The organism is Magnetospira sp. QH-2 (assembly GCF_000968135.1).
In the GTDB taxonomy this organism is placed as follows: Bacteria; Pseudomonadota; Alphaproteobacteria; order Rhodospirillales; family Magnetospiraceae; genus Magnetospira.
In genome coordinates, this window is sequence record NZ_FO538765.1 from 332,201 (window position 1) to 348,170 (window position 15,970).

The 15,970-nt window shown below is 55.4% G+C and carries 18 protein-coding genes; 2 read left to right on the forward strand and 16 right to left on the reverse strand.

The genetic code is table 11. The features are described from left to right. Positions 1–198: 198 nt before the first annotated feature. The gene (locus MGMAQ_RS20895) at positions 199–372 is read right to left on the reverse strand and encodes a hypothetical protein (protein ID WP_158498743.1); all 174 of its coding nucleotides are present in this window, start codon (positions 370–372) and stop codon (positions 199–201) included. 113 nt (positions 373–485) lie between these two features. Next, complete coding sequence (locus MGMAQ_RS19165) at positions 486–2,021, reverse strand: hypothetical protein (RefSeq protein WP_052716040.1); 1,536 nt, start codon at positions 2,019–2,021, stop codon at positions 486–488. Positions 2,022–2,064: 43 nt separating this feature from the next. On the opposite strand from MGMAQ_RS19165, the gene MGMAQ_RS01750 reads away from it, so the two are divergent. Further along, positions 2,065–2,886, forward strand: coding sequence for an IS5 family transposase (locus tag MGMAQ_RS01750; protein WP_046020182.1), 822 nt, complete (start codon positions 2,065–2,067; stop codon positions 2,884–2,886). On the opposite strand, the gene MGMAQ_RS01755 is transcribed toward MGMAQ_RS01750, so the two are convergent. The 14 genes from MGMAQ_RS01755 to MGMAQ_RS01820 form a co-directional block, all read right to left on the reverse strand. Then, positions 2,872–3,456, reverse strand: coding sequence for a hypothetical protein (locus MGMAQ_RS01755; RefSeq protein WP_046020183.1), 585 nt, complete (start codon positions 3,454–3,456; stop codon positions 2,872–2,874). The genes MGMAQ_RS01750 and MGMAQ_RS01755 overlap by 15 nt on opposite strands. A 713-nt stretch (positions 3,457–4,169) precedes the next feature. Continuing rightward, on the reverse strand, positions 4,170–4,883 hold the full coding sequence (locus tag MGMAQ_RS01760; protein ID WP_148560793.1) for a hypothetical protein: 714 nt from the start codon (positions 4,881–4,883) through the stop codon (positions 4,170–4,172). A gap of 982 nt (positions 4,884–5,865) precedes the next feature. Next, complete coding sequence (locus MGMAQ_RS01765) at positions 5,866–6,189, reverse strand: hypothetical protein (protein ID WP_046020185.1); 324 nt, start codon at positions 6,187–6,189, stop codon at positions 5,866–5,868. 85 nt (positions 6,190–6,274) lie between these two features. Further along, on the reverse strand, positions 6,275–7,513 hold the full coding sequence (locus tag MGMAQ_RS19170) for a tetratricopeptide repeat protein (protein WP_052716041.1): 1,239 nt from the start codon (positions 7,511–7,513) through the stop codon (positions 6,275–6,277). A 128-nt stretch (positions 7,514–7,641) separates the two neighbouring features. Then, positions 7,642–8,880: a tetratricopeptide repeat protein gene (locus MGMAQ_RS01775; protein WP_046020186.1), complete on the reverse strand. Its 1,239-nt coding sequence runs from the start codon at positions 8,878–8,880 to the stop codon at positions 7,642–7,644. Between the two features lie 128 nt (positions 8,881–9,008). Continuing rightward, positions 9,009–10,247, reverse strand: a complete 1,239-nt coding sequence (locus MGMAQ_RS19175; protein WP_082085206.1) for a tetratricopeptide repeat protein — start codon at positions 10,245–10,247, stop codon at positions 9,009–9,011. 123 nt (positions 10,248–10,370) lie between these two features. Continuing rightward, positions 10,371–10,763 (reverse strand): hypothetical protein, encoded by a 393-nt coding sequence (locus tag MGMAQ_RS20590; RefSeq protein ID WP_148560794.1) that lies wholly within the window; start codon positions 10,761–10,763, stop codon positions 10,371–10,373. A gap of 9 nt (positions 10,764–10,772) precedes the next feature. Next, positions 10,773–11,045 (reverse strand): hypothetical protein, encoded by a 273-nt coding sequence (locus tag MGMAQ_RS01790; protein WP_046020188.1) that lies wholly within the window; start codon positions 11,043–11,045, stop codon positions 10,773–10,775. Between the two features lie 190 nt (positions 11,046–11,235). Continuing rightward, positions 11,236–11,910: a hypothetical protein gene (locus tag MGMAQ_RS01795; RefSeq protein WP_046020189.1), complete on the reverse strand. Its 675-nt coding sequence runs from the start codon at positions 11,908–11,910 to the stop codon at positions 11,236–11,238. Positions 11,911–11,953: 43 nt separating this feature from the next. Continuing rightward, positions 11,954–12,238 (reverse strand): hypothetical protein, encoded by a 285-nt coding sequence (locus MGMAQ_RS01800; RefSeq protein WP_052716043.1) that lies wholly within the window; start codon positions 12,236–12,238, stop codon positions 11,954–11,956. Then, positions 12,228–13,865, reverse strand: a complete 1,638-nt coding sequence (locus MGMAQ_RS01805) for a portal protein (RefSeq protein WP_082085207.1) — start codon at positions 13,863–13,865, stop codon at positions 12,228–12,230. The genes MGMAQ_RS01800 and MGMAQ_RS01805 overlap by 11 nt, the downstream gene beginning before the upstream one ends. Next, a complete protein-coding gene (locus MGMAQ_RS01810) occupies positions 13,862–14,068 on the reverse strand; it encodes a hypothetical protein (RefSeq protein WP_046020190.1) in 207 nt (68 codons plus the stop codon). The genes MGMAQ_RS01805 and MGMAQ_RS01810 overlap by 4 nt, the downstream gene beginning before the upstream one ends. Positions 14,069–14,388: 320 nt before the next feature. Beyond that, positions 14,389–14,787 (reverse strand): hypothetical protein, encoded by a 399-nt coding sequence (locus MGMAQ_RS01815; RefSeq protein WP_082085208.1) that lies wholly within the window; start codon positions 14,785–14,787, stop codon positions 14,389–14,391. Continuing rightward, entirely contained in the window at positions 14,784–15,146 is a 363-nt protein-coding gene (locus tag MGMAQ_RS01820; protein WP_065814709.1) for a hypothetical protein, read from the reverse strand. The genes MGMAQ_RS01815 and MGMAQ_RS01820 overlap by 4 nt, the downstream gene beginning before the upstream one ends. Positions 15,147–15,280: 134 nt before the next feature. Here MGMAQ_RS01820 and MGMAQ_RS01825 point away from each other — a divergent pair, with 134 nt between their 5' ends. Further along, positions 15,281–15,913 carry a helix-turn-helix transcriptional regulator gene (locus tag MGMAQ_RS01825; protein WP_046020191.1) on the forward strand — a complete coding sequence of 211 codons (633 nt, stop codon included), beginning with the start codon at positions 15,281–15,283 and terminating at the stop codon, positions 15,911–15,913. Positions 15,914–15,970 lie beyond the last annotated feature (57 nt).

A 15,970-nucleotide genomic window follows, 5' to 3' on the forward strand; every position in this document is an offset into this window, starting at 1 on the left:
TGGGCATGGGATTGGCTTCCGGGCCCGCCACAGCGGGTTGTCCGGCGCCGAAATTTCCTAACGAATAATGGGGAGGGGGAAAGAGCCCACCGACCGGGGTCATGGGGGTCCCCGGTCGGTGGCCAACGGCGGTCATTCTTATGTACTGCCTGAAAGATACACAAGAAATCGTCCGCCGCCGGATGGGGCGACGCGCGCTTACCGCTCTCCGGCAATCAGCGGCGCCAGCAGCTGACGCATCTGCGGCCCAAAGGCCTTGGATAGCAGTTCCGCCACCCGCGGGGTGATGGCCTCATCCAGTTCGTCCAGCTCGGACCAGGACAAATGACCGAGCGCGGACAACACATAGTCGCGCAAATTGGTGTCTTGCATCGAAATCTCCTCGTATTTGATGGTTTGTACAAAAAGACCTGGATACCGAAATGATCCAGGCATGAAAAAAGCGCCTCATAGGCGCTCGACCGAACTCCGCCGTGCTTGGGAAGTCAGGTTCGGGATACGGCGTCTGGCCGCGAAACTTGAAGCGATGACGGCCCGACCAGCTGACCGAGGAGCCAACTCGCGGGCTCTCCGATCAGGCGCACCAGCTTACCCGGCCAATGGGGCGGGTAGCGGTGGGGCATCATGCGGTGGGCCAGCTCGCGAGCCCGGGCGATGGCAAAGGGCCGTACCCAGCGGGTGACCCGGGGCGAGCGGCGCATGGCGCGGACCAGGGGAAGGGCCCAGAAATGATAGCCGCGCACATGAGCCGGGCTCAGGTGTTTTGCGGTAAAGCGCAGGTCCAGCACATACAAAGGACGGTCCAACAGGCCCTGGCGATACAGTTCGGTGCAGATCACCCGGTCGCTCAGATTATCCGAGGGCGCGGCCTCGCTGTTGCCGACCACATAGTATTCGGTATCCGCCGGAGTCAACTCGCCGGGCCCATAGGTTTTGCCCGTATGCCATTGGGTACCGGGCTTCGGTTGGCCTGGCGCGGGCGAGAGGGTCGCCTCGGCTTGATGGATGGAATCGCCGCCACTCAGGCCGGTTGACGATTGCCGGTTCGAGACCTCGGGCTCCGAGGCACGGCCCTGCGGCGTCTCGGTTGGCTGCGGAGAGGTTTCCATGGTTCCGACCTTGTCCAGACCGAGGCCACCGCCCAGCTTGTCGGCCAGGGGCGTGCCCCGCGCTTCCACATGTTCGGCGCGACCCAAGGGGGTGGAGTCATAAGCACCGGCGGCGGAACGGGTCTTTTCATGATAGTCCGCCCATTGGGCCGCCACCTTGGCATCCTGTTTGGCCGCCTTGTCGGTAGCCTTCTGGATTTCGCCGGAGGCCTTGATGATGTCCTCGGTGCGCTGTTTCTCCGCCGCCACGCGGGCGGTGCGGGCCTGCCGCGCGGCCTTGTCCCGGCGCGCCTGCTGATTGGCCAGGGTCGCCAGGGCCGAGGTCTTGGGCGGCTCGGTCTTGTAGGCCGGTTTCTCCATCCGCCCGGCGGCATCGGTTTTGACCGGCCCGCCCTGGACGAAATGGCTGACCCAGTCGCCAATAAGGGTCTGAGCCTTGGCGTTCTGCGGATGGGCCTTGTTCTCGCGGATATCGAGGATATGCCCGAAAGCCACGTCGTTTTCCGACAGCCGGGATACCGGTTGCTGCGCCAACGTCTCCGCCGCCTGCATGGGCGACAGGCCCAGGGATTGGACGGCGGCCTCGGTGTCGAGCCCGGCCCAGGGCCCGCCCGAGGCATCCAGGCCGTCGAACTCCACCCCCGGATGGTAGTCCCGGGCCGGATCCGTCAGCGGCGCGCCGGAGGAACCCAGGCCCTGGAATTCGGTATCCGGGTGGAAATCGTAAGAGGGATCCACCAGCGGCGCCCCATGGGAGCCAATCCCCTGGAACTCCACACCCGGATGATAATCCCGCTCGCGGTCGGGAGCGGTGGTCGGTCGATGGCCGTCGAGAATGGAGATGGGGTGGCTGGGAAGGGGGGTGGCGGCCTTGAGAGGCTGGCTGAAAAAGAGTTGAGTGGAATCAGTCACTTGTGATTCTATCGTTGTGACCAAACAATGAAGGAGACACAAGATGTGGACCGAGACCACTCGTCCCAAGTATGAGCGCAACAACAGCCGGTATGCAAGCGACCTGACACAAGAGGAATGGGAATGGATCGAGCCGCATTTACCCGAGGCGAACCGATTGGGTCGGCCACGCGAGACGGATTTGCGGGAGGTTGTCAATGCGTTGCTCTATATCGCGGCGAGTGGATGTCAGTGGCGACTGTTGCCGAAATGCTTTCCGCCCTATTCGACGGTACAGGGATATTTTTACGATTGGCGCGACGACGGTCGGTGGGCGACGATCAATCATCATCTTGTCATGGCGGCACGCGAGGCGATGGGCAGGGAGGCCTCCCCAAGTGCCGGAGTGATCGACAGCCAGAGCGTGAAAACCACGGAGAGCGGCGGCCCCCGGGGCTTTGACGCAGGCAAGAAGATCAAAGGCCGGAAGCGTCACATCGTCACCGATACCGAAGGCTTCATGGTTGCCGTCATGGTGCACGAGGCGGATATCCAGGATCGCGACGGTGCTCCCGGGATCCTCGCCTCCTTTCGCAGCCGCCTCCCTTGGCTACGCCATGTCTTCGCTGACGGAGGCTATGCTGGACAAAAGCTGCGCGGCGCGCTGGAAAAGATCGGACAATGGACCATTGAAGTGATCAAGCGCTCCGATGCGGCAAACGGTTTCGAGGTTCTACCCCGGCGCTGGGTCGTGGAGCGTACCTTCGCTTGGCTCGGTCGGTGTCGTAGACTGGCCAAGGATTTCGAGGCGACCATCGAAAGCGCCGTCGCTTGGATTACCATCGCCAGTATACGCCAGCTCACCCGGCGTCTAGCAAGAGATTGAACTCGAAAGCTTCTTTCTGAGTCCGACTCTGAGAGACCTGGAAAAGGCTCTTGGATCGAAGGTGATAAGATTGTTTTCAATGCCAGGCAAATCCTCGACCGTTAGCCCATGAGGCAACACCCCAAAAGTAACTGGAACACCGGACATTTCCATGACATGAGCAACAACGGAATTGCTGTTTCGCATTGGCTCGCCGAGTATAAACTCGTTCGTTACATCGTATCCTAATTCCAAAGCTTCAACAGCCCTTGCAACTTCAATCATCGTTTGCCATACTTCTTTAGCTTCCCGGCCTGCGAGATTGAGTTTTGTGGCGCCCCGCGATGCCCCGTCCTCTCCAATTGCATACGCATCTTTCGAGTGCTCAAGAGGTATTCCTGCTTCAACAACGATTGTGCCATTTTCAGCCAATCGAGTGTTTGGTCCCCCTCGAATAACTTCGACCTGGCCCTTTCCATCGCGATAAGTCAGATAGGAATGATGATAAAAGAGGCCGAACGGCGCGGGGGCGGGCCGCGATTCAATATAGATACCTTCCGGCAGGCGGTCTTGGATTAAAAAATTTTGCATATCAAAAGCTCCTTAGATCAGATATGGACAAACATAGAAATGCTAAATATAATGAAAATATTATCAAATATTTCATACAGACATATTGTTTATCCATCTTTATTTATATTTTCATTATTTTATACATATTTTGCCATTGGTATTGGCGAAGGGATAAATGGTAGCGTATACAATATTGATGATAAGTATTCTTCTATTATTTCATTAACACTTATATTTTTCTTAAGGTATTTATTCAATGCATTTACATCAATTTTCGAAGATAAATTTTCATGCATATATACATCAATTTTTCAGGTGATAGTTTTTTCTATCGCTCCATCATATATATTTCAAATTGTTTTGTTAATTTCGATGCAATTTAGAAATTACGGGCCAGCTATATTTTTTATATATATTATTTTTCTATTATGTCATTTATCATTTTATTTATATTTCGAATATACTTTTTATAAAAAAACAAGCAGATATATATTTTTTCTAGCATTTATTTTATCTATAATAATTTCAATATGTTCGTCACTCATCTTGTTGATAATGATTATATCGAGAATGGCAATTTAATAATTCTCACCATTGATCTTTTACTTGATGCTCAAATGGAAACCACGTTTTTTTTGCTACGGCGCATCGCTGGCCGTCCATGACATGAAGCACCGGTGTCCTGGTCGCAATGTCAGGAAAATTACCTATGAGAGCTTTTTATTCATATATTAATTTATAAATTGTAGAAACGTCAGTCTTCTGCCCTTGTGGCTTTCTATGGACAGGCTGACCCAGTCGCCAATGAGGGTCTGAGCCTTGGCGTTCTGCGGATGGGCCTTGTTCTCGCGGATATCGAGGATATGCCCGAAAGCCAAGTCGTTTTCCGACAGCCGGGACACCGGTTGCTGCGCCAACGTCTCCGCCGCCTGCATGGGCGACAGGCCCAGGGATTGGACGGCGGCCTCGGTGTCGAGCCCGGCCCAGGGCCCGCCCGAGGCATCCAGGCCGTCGAACTCCACGCCCGGATGGTAGTCCCGGGTCGGATCGGTCAGCGGCGCGCCGGAGGAACCCAGGCCCTGGAATTCGGTGTCCGGGTGGAAATCGTAAGAGGGATCCACCAGCGGCGCCCCATGGGAGCCAATCCCCTGGAACTCCACACCCGGATGATAATCCCGCTCGCGGTCGGGAGCGGTGGTCGGTCGATGGCCGTCGAGAATGGAGATGGGGTGGCTGGGGGATTGATGGTTTCGGGCCACCATTGCTGACAGGCTTTGAGGCCCAATTGCCTTTAGATCATTGGTGTAGCCAGGCAGGTCATCCATATCCAGCCCGGCGGGCAGGGTATCAATGGAAACCGGAATGTTTGATTTCTCCAAGACATGGGCAATGACAGAGTTACTGTTCTGGGAACGCCATAGGTTGAGATTGTAATCTAGATCCATATTTTCAATTTTGGTTGCATCGCTCACCATTTGACCCCAAACTTTGTTGGGATTCCTGTTGCCGATTTCGAGTGCTTTGCGACCACGTGATTGAGGCGTTTCACCGGGACCATACGCGTCTGAGGATTGATCCAGGGGTATCCCCGCCTCTATGACAATATTGTCAAAAGTAAAATAAGGACCCGGTCCGCCTCGAATAACCTGTATATGACCGTTTGCATCTATGTACGTAAGATAAGCATGGAATTTTCCGGTATCTAGTTTACCTAGTTGCACCTCTTTTGCTTCCACATAAATTCCTTCTGTCCATAAACCATTCTGCCAAGATGACATTTTTCCACTCCTTTATTTGTTATAGGATAATTGATCATGAACTATTTCAAGATATCATCGTTATTCTTAATTTACTGCACTTTCGCATTGGTCATGTCAGCAAATAATAATGGGGTTTTTGGGTGTATTTTTGAATTATGCTCGTTTCTTATTTTTTTTGGCATTGTTTCCATTATATTTTTATCTTATTTTCACCTGTTCACAAATCTAAGTTCAATAGCATGTAATAAAAGAATATACATATATTTATTGTCTATATACACATCGTTATATTCATTAATTATTATTTATGTATTTGAGATATTTTCTATCTCAATATCGTATAAAGATAATAGCGCAATAAATTCGTTGGTTGTGTATCATATAAATTTAGTACTATTGATATTTTTTTATATATATTCTATATTTTTTGTATTCGGATCAGACATTAAGAATTTTATGTACACAATATATTCTTCTATATTGTTGTTTATATGGCCATTTATATTTGCCATACTAAGCATTAGAATATAATATTATATCTATATGGATATATATTTATTATTATGAATTTACTCTTCATAGTTCCCAAATCTCGGACGTGCGAAACGCCCAATGACTTGGGTTCGGTCATCGTCTTACTCCATTGATAGGGGTTGATAATGATAATTTAGAGGATGTCGTCCCGGTGGGCGCAAACTTCCACCATGCGGGCGTGCCGGTCGGACCGGTCCAGAGTCCAGCGGCGATGCCATTCCCCGCCGGTGACGAACAACACCTTGCAGCCATCCGGCGAGACCTCGACCTCACCCACGGTGCCGTAGGCCAGCAGGTGGGACCGTCCTTCCCGCCTGAGATACAGGCCTTCGGAGGTGAGTTCGAATGTCCGGATGGCATAGACCCACCCGACCCGGGTCCACCGGCGTACGAACCGTTGGGCAACAACGTCATCGTGAGACCTCTCTCCGCCACGGCAGGCACATGGGAAGCACAATCTATAATTTATATTTTGTCGGTTTCTAATGAATTAGGCAAGGATCCGTACCGGGATCGTAATTCGGTAGGATAGAGCTGCGAACTCAAGGCTTGCGGAGGGTTTCCAGCCACCATTGCGCCGCCCGGATGCGCGCCTCGCGGAGGACTTCGGGGCTGGCGAACTGGGCTAAGTCCTTTTTTTGGCGTTCAAAATCGATATCAAGGAAATTGACCAAATCGCTCGGATGAGAGGGTTCACAGTCGCCCGAGAGGAAGAGGAACTTGTGCGCCTCTTTCGGATCCTGCGGTACACCTATTCCGTAAAGGTAGAGGTGGGCTAAGTAGGGAGAGATACAGGTTGTCGAACCGGACAGCGGATATTTTTTGTGATCGCGATTCAAATCCAGCAGAGTCAGATTCCAGTGGGCATTCAGTATTCTTTCCAAAGGCTTGGGTCCCTGACCCTGGGTCAGACCCACCCAAAGCATCAAAAAAGAATTTGTCGCCTTGAGCAACAACAAGCTCCGGGCATCGCGCTCCAACTCGTATACCGGATCAAGCTCTTTCAACATGTTTGTCGATAGAGTTATGGCCTCTTCAATACCCTTTTCCTCAATCGTGAGATAGGTCATCCACAGAGCGAATCCGGGGTGCTTGGCCCGCGCCAGATCGGCAACCAGGGTTTCATAGGTTTCGTCATTCTCTTTCCACTGGCCGGACAGAAAACCACCGATGAACAGAGAATATTGATCAGCAAGGCTGCCGTTTCCAGCCGCCTTGCGAATCCATTCCATGTGGCGGTCATGATTCCAGTGCAGTTGCAGATCAACCCGTGCATAGAGGCTCTGGGCCCAAACATCTCCGGCCTCCGCCTTTTGGAGTAGAAAATCAGCCGCCGGCTTCCATCGCTCAAAAGCGGCTCCATACTTTTCCCAGATATCGGCGTAGACACGGGCTTCGAAATCCCCCTTGCCATATCGGTCCACCTTCCTGAACAAGGCCACGGCCCGATCTGGATCACGCGCCGCTCCCCGACCGTTCAACAACATGAGCGCCAAGTTGAACTGGGCGTCCATGTGCCCCTGCGCCGCTGCCTTCTCAAACCACTCGAAGGCAACTTCTTGGTCTTTCGCAATTCCGTTGCCCCGATCATACAGGGCGCCGAAATGGAACTGGGCGATGGGATTACCTCGTTCCGCCCACTCCTTGAGGACTGGAAAAGCTGTCGCATAGTCCTTTCGGTCATAGGCGGCAAGGCCTTTGGAAAGGGTTTCGGATAGGGCTGTTGAGGCGTGAATGACCGACAAGATCGCGACAATGGGCAGGAATCGAAACAACGTCATCGTGAGACCTCTCTCCGGCACGGCAGGCATATGGGCAGCACAATCTATAATTTATATTTTGTCGGTTTCTAATGAATTAGGCAAGGATCCGTACCAGGATCGTAATTCGTCAAGATAGAGCTCTAAACTCATGGCTTGCGGAGGGTTTCCAGCCACCATTGCGCCGCCCGGATGCGCGCCTCGCGGAGGACGTCGGGGCTGGCGAAACGAGCCAGATCATCTTGTTGACGTCGGAAATTAATGCGAAAAACGTTGGGTAGGTCGTCTGCGTGTTCCAGTCGACATTTTTCAGCCAATATATTGAATTTGTGCGCTTCCACCACGTCTTGCGGGCTCCCAATTCCATAGAGGTACACTTGGACCAAATAGGGAGAGAGGCAGCCGGTTGCGGACATGAAATCCGCTCGCAATTGGTCGCGATCCAGGTACAAGAGAACAAAGTCTTTGTTCGCTGCCAATAGGCGGTCAATTGGTGGGGCTTCACCCTGAGTGTCTTTACCCGTCCAAAGGGCGAGAAGGCTATCAACAGCGCGAAGGAGGATCTTGCTCCGCAGGGTCCTTTCCATGGTGGGATCGGAATTGGGACCTTGGAGCATTGCCGTTGCCAGAACCGATGCTTGTTCAAGACCCCCACCCTCAATGGCGCGGTACACACCCCATAGCCCATACCCTAAGTCCTTGGCCTGGGCCAGATCCTCCATATGGGGAGACAGGGCCGCATGATTGGCGGCGATGCCCTCATGGAGCAGGGCATCGACGTAGACCGCCAGTTTGTCGGTCATGCTGCCAGCATCAGCTGCTTTCCACGCCCATTTCAGAGCCTCCTCGCGGTCGTTCTGCCATCGCTGAATGTAACGGCCGTGGGTGCTTTGCGCCCAAGCATCGCCCGCATCGGCTCTTTCCCGCAGGAAATCAAGGGCCGGAGGCAAGCGCTCGAAGGCCTTCCCATAGCGGGACCACAGTTCCAAATAAAGGTAGGCCTCCATGTCGCCCTTGCCGAACCTGTCCACTTCGCGCAACAGAAGCTGAGCCCGATCCGGATCTTTTTCGGTCCCTCCCGCGGTCAACAGGGATAAGGCCACATTGAACAGGGCATCCCGGTGCCCCTGCGCCGCTGCCTTCTCAAACCACTCGAAGGCAATTTCTTGGTCTTTCGCAATGCCGTTGCCCCGATCATACAGGGCGCCGAAATGGAACTGGGCGATGGGATTACCTCGTTCTGCCCATTCCTTGAGGACTGGAAAAGCGGTCGCATAGTCCTTTCGGTCATAGGCGGCAAGGCCTTGGGAAAGGGTTTCGGATAGGGCCGTTGCGGCGTGAATGACCGACAAGATCGCGACAATGGGCAGGAATCGAAACATCGTCATCGTGAGACCTCTCTCCGGCACGGCAGCCACATGGGCAGCGCAATCTATAATTTATATTTTGTCGGTTTCTATTGAATTAGGCAAGGATCCGTACCAGGATCGTAATTCGTCAGGATAGAGCTGCAAACTCAAGGCTTGCGGAGGGTTTCCAGCCACCATTGCGCCGCCCGGATGCGTGCCTCGCGGAGGACTTCGGGGCTGGCGAACTGGGCTAGGTCTTTTTCCTGGCGATCGAAGTCGATGCTAAGAAAGTTCGGAATATCGGCATTCCAGTTCGGCTTGCGCCCTTCGGATATTAGGTTGAACTTATGGGCTTCCACCACATCCTGTGGCACACCGACGCCGTAGAGATAGAGATGGGCGAGATGGGGCGCGAGACCTGTGTTTTCGAGCGATGGTCTGCCCTCACCGGACCCGTGCTCAAGGTCCCAACGGGTCATTTCCGCCATCGTGCCCTTGAGCAGCCGAACCTCATCACCAATGAATTGGCCGTTTTCCGCCGCCTCCCACGCCGTTAGGAGCCACCTAATGGCTTTCGCTACCAGCAAATCTCGCTCGAATGCAGTCTGGTTTCCTTCCGAATAAGACGTTTGGAGAATGACATCCAGCATATCGACCACCTGGTGCCGTTCACCCTTTTCGACCCGTCCGGAGGCTAACCAGATGAAGAAGGGCGCATAGTCCGCCTCATTAAACTGTTCCACATGGGGCGCCAGATCATCCTCGGTGGCGGGTCGCCCCTGGAACAGCACGTCATCGACAATAGTATAGAATTTGTCCTTCATGCTGCCATTGTTCGCCGCCATTCGGGACCAGTGCCTTGCGGTATCACGATCCACTCGCCAGCGCCTATGCACCTCTGCATAGGTAGTTTGGGCCCAAACATCGCCCTCTTTGGCCTTGCCAAGCACAAAACCAAGGGCCGGTTTCATGCGTTGAAAGAGTTCTTGGTATCGCTCCCACAGATCGGCATACAATTGGGCTTCGAAATCGCCGTTCCTAAATCGATTAACTTCACGCAGCATGAGGATCGCTCTCGGCGGGTCCGATTCCACACCAATGCCATTCAGAAGCCACAGGCCCGTGTTGAACAGGGCATCCCGGTGCCCCTGGACCGCTGCCCTCTCGAACCACTTGAAGGCTATTTGGTCGTTTTCTGGAACCCCCTCTCCTCGGTCATACATCACGCCAAGTCTGTATTGGGCGATGGGATTGCCTTGTTCCGCCAGGGGCCTGAGGATTGTAAGCGCCTTTGAAAAGTCGCTACGGTAGTAGGCAGAAATACCCCCGGAAATGGGCTCTGATTCCACTTGATGCGATCCCAGGGTAAAGATTGCAGCTATGAAAAAGCAAACTCGATAAACCATTGAATGCGTATCTTCATTATGGTTGCAGAAAGCATGCTATTAAAATAATCTATATTGTCAATGCTCAGGTCGTACCGATACCACTGTTGCGCGGCAACAATGGTATCGACCCTAAGGAAGAGCTCAACCGCGGGTTCCATCACTTGGAGGAAGAGGGTGGCCCGGTACCCATCGGCCATCTTTTTCTTCGTACATTTGATGATCATCCTCTTGATAGCAAAAGTTGCGGCCAGCGGATAGACTTGGGGAGCATCCTTCCGGATACCCCTCAAGTTGCCCCTTCAGCTGATCAAGTCTCCTTGCTGCCCGGCGTGCAAGATTTTCCACGGTCTCGAAAAGATCAAAGAACGCCGCATATCCCGATACCGGATTGACCTGCTCATGGCCGGATCCGGCGGTGAATCGCAGCAGCATCTCCCGAGAGCCGAAAACCCTTTGCAGTAGATGCATCAACTCCGGGCTTTGCAGGGATGGCGGAATGACGATCTCGCCCGGGGTCAGGTGGGCGATGATCATGTCGTCTTCTTAGGCCGGGCCGTTCAGGCCCAAACGATTGGCGATCTGGCCCCGTTCGGCGGGTCCCTCACCTTCCACGCGCACCTGTCCGGTTTCCATGTCCACGGCGGCATGGACGTGGGGCGTGGCGCTGACTTGCTGGGTACCATAATAGTGCTTGAAGGCCTCGGTGACGAACTCCTGGTAGGCCGCGTGTTCGGGGTGGTTGTCTCGCCAGTAGCGATCATCGGCCATCAGGCGATTGAGGGATTCTTCATTCAGGGGGTGGGGAATGCGATACATGGGGGACTCCATTGGGTTGGAAAAGAAAAAAGGGCGTCGGCTCCCAGGGGAGCAAGGAGCCGACGCCCAAAGGCGGAGGAGCGCGTGCAGGAAGGAAAAACGCGCTCGACTCCGCCGTTCGATGCAGAAAATCTGCGGGAAAAAAGGAGCGGCGGGGCGTTGCCGAAACAACATCCACCGCCGAGTGGCCTCAATCGGGATAGAGGCGCTTGAAGCCATCGGTGACTTTGGCCACATAGGACTCGTCATGATCCCGCCAGTAGCGGGGGTCATCCATCATTTTGCGCAGATCGTCCTCGTTCAGGGCGCCTTGATGGCGACCACCCTCGGTGACCAAGCCCGGTTCGCCCCCATTCATCATATTGAACAGAGCCAGCACCCCCTCGTAGGTGGTGCTCAGCTCGGCGAAGGTGGACTGAGGCAGGTTCGACTGTCCCCAGATTGCCAACTGGCGCGACACCTCGGCCCATTTGTCCTCGCCGCCGAAGCGTTCGATGAGACGCTGAAGCTGAGTCTGTGCGAACTGGTCGGCGACCAGGTCCACCACGGCCGGTAGGATTTTCTCTTCCGCCAGACTGTAGACCAGTTGCACCTGGGACCGGGTGAATCCGGCCTGATGCAGGCGCGTGTTGACTTCCGGATCGGAGGCCAGGAACTCGCTGACCGTTTCGATCTGGTAGTCTTCGGGAGAGCCAGGAATGCCGTCGCCCCGGGCAGCACCGAAGCGCCGTTCCAACTCGAGATAGGAATCGAGCAGGGGTTGAACGCGGATTTCGCCTGTTGCCGGGTCTCGGAATTTTGCCGGGACATTGGCGGTCGGGGCGGCCCTGGCCGCCTTGGCAGGGATGGGGGTTTCCTTGGTCATCTGAAATTTCTCCTCATGAGGTAAAGGGGGAATTGAAAAAAAGTCATTGGCCTTCGCCTTGCTGGCCCCGTTGAACCAGGGTCTGAAGGTAGGCCACCAGGTGACGCTGCCCCTCCATATGTCGAAGCGTTGCCGCGTCAACACCCGGGCCCAACGGCCGGTCGATGGTGATGGCTTTCAAGTGAGCCAGCACCCGTTGGCCATCCCGCGACGTGAAGCAGCGGGCGCAGGCCAGAGCCAGATCCTGCTGCAAGGCGGCCTGTTGGCGACGGGACTTGCGATCCGGGGCCGCGCTGAACCAGTTCCAGCCGTCTTGATCAGGTTCCATGAGAGCCTCCCGAGGCTTGGCCTGTCACAGCGGGCAGGACCGCGCCAAGGGCCTGGGTCATCAACTCGGTCCCGTTGGCGCCCGCCAGGGCTGCGGGATCCGATGGCAGTGATGGTTGCGATGGCAACGTCGGCTCTTTCGGCACCTCGCCCGGTGCGCGGACCAATTCCTCGGGGATATCGAAAGCCCGACCGAGCCACCGGGCAGCGGCGGAGATATCGACGATGGTCTGCACGTCGGCCCCGATCTCTCCCAGGGTGCGGATCCACAAGGAGATTTTCTGTGCTTCCTCGTGGGCCGCATCCCGGATCAAAGAGGACTGGTAGCGCAAGACCACTTCGCGGCCATCGATGCGCAGGTTGGGGATTTCCCCCCGCCGACGCAGGATGGCCTGGGCCCGCATGAGCAACGGATTAAGCAATTCCGCCTGCAAGCGGCCAAAGGTCGCCCCCAGCAGTCGGGACATGTCTCCGGCCCGTTCCACCACTTCGGTGGCGGTCATCTTCGGACCATCCACCGGGCCCAACTTGTCGGCCAAAAGAGCTCTGCGGATGTTGGTGCGCAGGGTTTCCAGGACGATTTGCGAGGTCTGCAGTTCGCCCGGGGCTTTCAACGCCGTCAGACCCGCCGAGCCGACGGCTTTGGGAATGATGGTCCCCGGCGCCAGCTTGATTGTTGCCGGATTGAGGACGCCATCGTCGTCGGCTTGCCAGATCCCGGTCACGGTAATGGAGGCGTTCTTGAGGATCAGTTCGACCACCTTGTTGGCGGTCTTGATATCTGGCAGGGCTTTCATCACCGGTGAGCGCCCATAGTTTTCACCGGGCGATTTGACCCAGCGAAAAGCGATGAACGGGGAGTGAGCAAAACGGCCCTGACGCAAGATGGCGGGTTCGCCGTCGACTCCGTCCTCGGTTTCCAAGATGGCCCAATATGCGTAGGTCCCATCCTCGGGAATCACCGCTTCGACCACCGGAATCAGCTCGTCCGGGTTCTCCTCCTGGCGCCGCCGGAGGTCTTCCGGCAGGGAGGCTTCGGGGAATCGCACCTTGAATTGGCCAGAGGTTAATTCGGCCCGACGGTAGACCACATCCAACCGCCCGTTGCCACCATCTTCCAACACGACTTGCCCCAACGGCACGGCGGTGAAGCGAAAGGCCGAGGAATCGCCAATGGCGGCTTCCTCGAATTGCAGGCAGGCGGTGCCCACGGTTACCAGGTCCAGATAGCATTGGTGCATTTCGACGGTAAAATTAGAGCGATCGAAATGGGTTTGTAGAACACGCGAGACCTGGTCGAGTTCATCGGCCATCTCTTCGCGGGACTCGTCGGTGACGTTCGGCCCGGCATTCAGACCGAACCAGTGGCCGCCCGGTGGGGTCAGATGACCCAGTAGGCTGGCGGCCAATTGATCCACGGCATCGGGGGCCGTGCCATCGAACAGGTGATCGGCTTTTTTCTCGCCTGCTTGACCCGCGATTAGGCTTCCGTCACGAAGGGGCAGGGCAAAGTCGTAGCATTCCTGCCAATGGGACTCCCAGGTGGTCCGGCGCTCCCTGGCCCGCTGATAGCGGGCCAGGATATCGGACGCCTTGATGGGATCAGTCTTGGGATGAGTCATCATCATTCTCCCAACAGGGTTTTGCCTTGCGGCGGATTGGTTTCACTCAGCAGCCCTTTTTCCGAGGTCGCCACGGTGCCGGCACGGCCACGGCGGCGGCGCTCCATGTTTTCAAGCCGTAGTTTGCGTGCCTCTTCCTCCGGATCGGGGGCTGGCGGCGGGGCCGGCGGCGGTGCTGGCGCGGACGGTGCACTGAAAATTCCACCCATGGGTCGAACTCCTTTTGGTCTGGTTGACATAAAAAAAGCCCGGCCAATGCCGGGCTGATCGATGGATCTTAACGACCCCCCCTGCCGGGGTTTCCCAAAATGCGGACGCACTACTGGTGGTCGTTGAGTCCACCTATAACCGGACATGTGTCCGTTCGTCAATATAAAAATACGTTTTTTTTCACTAAATAAGATTTTCATATATATTTATGCAGATCAGAAAAAGAACATTATGCGAAAAATCCCCTGATCTCGCATGGAAATCAGGGGATCTGGGAAGAACCGAATGATGAGAGAGGTGAAAGATGTCTGCGGCGGGTTCAGCCTTGGCGGATCAGGTATCGAAACAGCTGCCAGGGAGTCAGAATCCAGCGATTATGTAGGCCAAGAACCCTTTTTACGGACTCGACGCAGGTATATAGGCGGAAGGGGGCCATGCGTTTCGGGGCTTCCCGAACCTTGGTCACCGCCAGGCGATAGCCGTTTTCATGCAACCAGACGAGAGTCCCCAATCCGGAAGGGATCGGCCAGCGGCGCACCACGGTCTGATGGGATAGGGGATCACAAAGAACCCAGCCGTCGGCTTCCTTGACCAGGACGAAGCAGTGCCGGAACCCGGGACGGAGCCATGACAGCCACCATATATCCGTATGAGCCACGAAACCGACGATGGCGTCCCCTTCTTTCCAGTCCCGCCTCATGCCTTCGTTCATGGTCATTCCAGGATCCCTTTGGCTTTCAAGGGAGTGATCATCCGATCCAGCGCTTCATCCCAGAGTCGGGCGGCGATCTCCTCCTCCCGGGCCCGGGAGTCCGGCGGTCGCCCGGAGCGCCCGAATTCGAACAGGACTTGTAAATGATGGTGAGCGATCTTGCCGATGCGCCGCAGAGTCATCACGATCACATAGATGTCGTCCGGGTCGCAGGGGCGGGCGATATCCAACAGTCGTTCGGGGCGGGCTCCATCGTGCCGCATTTCCTGGTTGTGAATGAACCAGAACCAGACCTGCTCCACATCGGTAAAAGGCTCGATCTGGCGCTCTGGGATGGGACGTGGGGCGAACTTAGGATTTTTCACGGGGAGGACCTCCCAAGAGAAAAGTGAACAATACAACAACTTTTCCCTGATACCTGGGATAAACATCCGATGTCAACGTATTTCTGTTGTATTTTCCTATGGCCGACGGCGCAAAATTGTGTGAAGATGTTCCCATGCTAAGACATGCAGATGTATGGCGGGCCATCGACCGCCTGGCCGAGGAACACGGCATGTCGGCTTCGGGCCTGGCGAAAAAAGCGGGGCTGGATCCGACGACCTTTAACAAGAGCAAGCGCACCACGGGTGATGGCAAGTTGCGCTGGCCGAGCACGGAGTCCGTCTCCAAGGTGCTGAACGCCACCGGTGCGACCATTGGCGAATTCGTGTCCTATATTGGCGAATCGCGGGGTCTGGGCGTTTTTCGCAACGTGCCGTTGATTGGTTTGGCCCAGGCAGGGGATGACGGCTACTTCGACGATTCGGGCTATCCGGCCGGCAGTGGCTGGGACGAGATCCCGTTTCCGGAAATCGGCGACCCTAAATGCTATGCCCTTGAGATTACCGGGCAAAGTATGGAGCCGGTGTATCGGGATGGGGATCGGGTGCTGGTCTCGCCCGGCGCCACCATCCGACGCGGCGACCGGTTGATAGCCAAGACTCGTCTGGGCGAGGTTATGGCCAAGGAGTTGGTGCGCATGACCGCCCGCAAGGTGGAATTACGCTCACTCAACCCGGACCATGCGGACCGCGAGCTCTCCATGGACGAGGTGGAATGGATGGCCCGGATCATCTGGGCTAGTCAATAAGCCATCGTTTCGGTACCTGATTCGTGTATATCGCCGCTTCCTTCGGAGGCGGTGATT

Bases quoted from the DNA above. Each gene is read 5' to 3' on its own strand.
- MGMAQ_RS20895 (WP_158498743.1), bottom strand. From the start codon at position 372: ATGCAAGACACCAATTTGCGCGACTATGTGTTGTCCGCGCTCGGTCAT.
- MGMAQ_RS01750 (WP_046020182.1), top strand. From the start codon at position 2,065: ATGTGGACCGAGACCACTCGTCCCAAGTATGAGCGCAACAACAGCCGG.
- MGMAQ_RS01755 (WP_046020183.1), bottom strand. From the start codon at position 3,456: ATGCAAAATTTTTTAATCCAAGACCGCCTGCCGGAAGGTATCTATATT.
- MGMAQ_RS01760 (WP_148560793.1), bottom strand. From the start codon at position 4,883: ATGGATCTAGATTACAATCTCAACCTATGGCGTTCCCAGAACAGTAAC.
- MGMAQ_RS19170 (WP_052716041.1), bottom strand. From the start codon at position 7,513: ATGACGTTGTTTCGATTCCTGCCCATTGTCGCGATCTTGTCGGTCATT.
- MGMAQ_RS01775 (WP_046020186.1), bottom strand. From the start codon at position 8,880: ATGACGATGTTTCGATTCCTGCCCATTGTCGCGATCTTGTCGGTCATT.
- MGMAQ_RS19175 (WP_082085206.1), bottom strand. From the start codon at position 10,247: ATGGTTTATCGAGTTTGCTTTTTCATAGCTGCAATCTTTACCCTGGGA.
- MGMAQ_RS20590 (WP_148560794.1), bottom strand. From the start codon at position 10,763: ATGATCATCGCCCACCTGACCCCGGGCGAGATCGTCATTCCGCCATCC.
- MGMAQ_RS01790 (WP_046020188.1), bottom strand. From the start codon at position 11,045: ATGTATCGCATTCCCCACCCCCTGAATGAAGAATCCCTCAATCGCCTG.
- MGMAQ_RS01795 (WP_046020189.1), bottom strand. From the start codon at position 11,910: ATGACCAAGGAAACCCCCATCCCTGCCAAGGCGGCCAGGGCCGCCCCG.
- MGMAQ_RS01800 (WP_052716043.1), bottom strand. From the start codon at position 12,238: ATGGAACCTGATCAAGACGGCTGGAACTGGTTCAGCGCGGCCCCGGAT.
- MGMAQ_RS01805 (WP_082085207.1), bottom strand. From the start codon at position 13,865: ATGATGATGACTCATCCCAAGACTGATCCCATCAAGGCGTCCGATATC.
- MGMAQ_RS01810 (WP_046020190.1), bottom strand. From the start codon at position 14,068: ATGGGTGGAATTTTCAGTGCACCGTCCGCGCCAGCACCGCCGCCGGCC.
- MGMAQ_RS01815 (WP_082085208.1), bottom strand. From the start codon at position 14,787: ATGACCATGAACGAAGGCATGAGGCGGGACTGGAAAGAAGGGGACGCC.
- MGMAQ_RS01825 (WP_046020191.1), top strand. From the start codon at position 15,281: ATGCTAAGACATGCAGATGTATGGCGGGCCATCGACCGCCTGGCCGAG.